Annotated in this window: 1 pseudogene; it reads right to left on the bottom strand. The window is 65.4% G+C overall.

Features of this window, described 5'->3' with window-relative positions:
* Window positions 1-622 (bottom strand): annotated as a pseudogene (locus ACTVZP_RS22260) (IS110 family transposase); the annotation flags it as partial.
* Window positions 623-812 lie beyond the last annotated feature (190 nt).

The raw sequence follows: 812 nt of genomic DNA, 5'->3' as shown, positions 1-812 counted from the left end.
GCATCCGGCATGGCTGCGCGGGCGATATCCTGCTCGACCAGCCGCTGCGCCGCGTCTGCCTGTCATACTCCTCGATGTGCCTGGCGATCGCTGCGCGCTCATCCGTCGGGACCTCCTGGGCCAGAACCCAGGCGCGACCCTTGATCCCGAAGAGATCCAGATGCGGACAGCGGGGCGCGAGATGTGCGTGAAGGATGGACTGCACGATGGCCTTCAAGCGCACGCGGCTCTTCACCAGCTGACTGCGCCGCGTGACCTGTCTGCGCCGTGTCTGGGTCTCCGCATCCGGGATCCAGACCTCGGGCAAGAACGCTGCCGCGTAGAGTTGCGCCAGGACACGGGCATCGATCTTGTCCGTCTTGGTCTTTGCCCGCGCGATGAGGTGGATCTGCAGCGGGTTGGCTACCGCAACCCGCGCCACCTTCGGCGCGAGGATCTCAACGAGGGCCGCGGCATTGCCGGTCGCCTCGACCACCACGTGATCGGTCGGACGCAGGCTCGAAGCGAAGGCCATCAGCTTGTCTCTGGCCATGTCGACCCGCCCAAGGCGTCGCAGAGCCCCGTCTTCCAGGACCACCGCTTCGGCAAAGACGCGATGGATGTCCATCCCAATAATGCGCATTGCGACCTCCTCCTGTTGCCAAGAGGGAGCAGGCGGGCACGCGGCATTTACAGATCCGTGCTCTCGGCACATCCGGGCAAGCCGCAGGGGCGACCATATAACGGAACGGGCTCTCGGCCCACTGCTGTAGCTCGGTCTGCCCGCACTCACGTGCTCCCGATGCCCCAAGCCCCGGATGCCATCAAGATAG

The organism is Rhodobacter sp. NSM (assembly GCF_052244495.1).
Taxonomy (GTDB): domain Bacteria; phylum Pseudomonadota; class Alphaproteobacteria; order Rhodobacterales; family Rhodobacteraceae; genus Cereibacter_A.
Note: the sequence above shows the minus strand (reverse complement) of the source record. Positions and strands in the feature narration are given on the sequence as shown.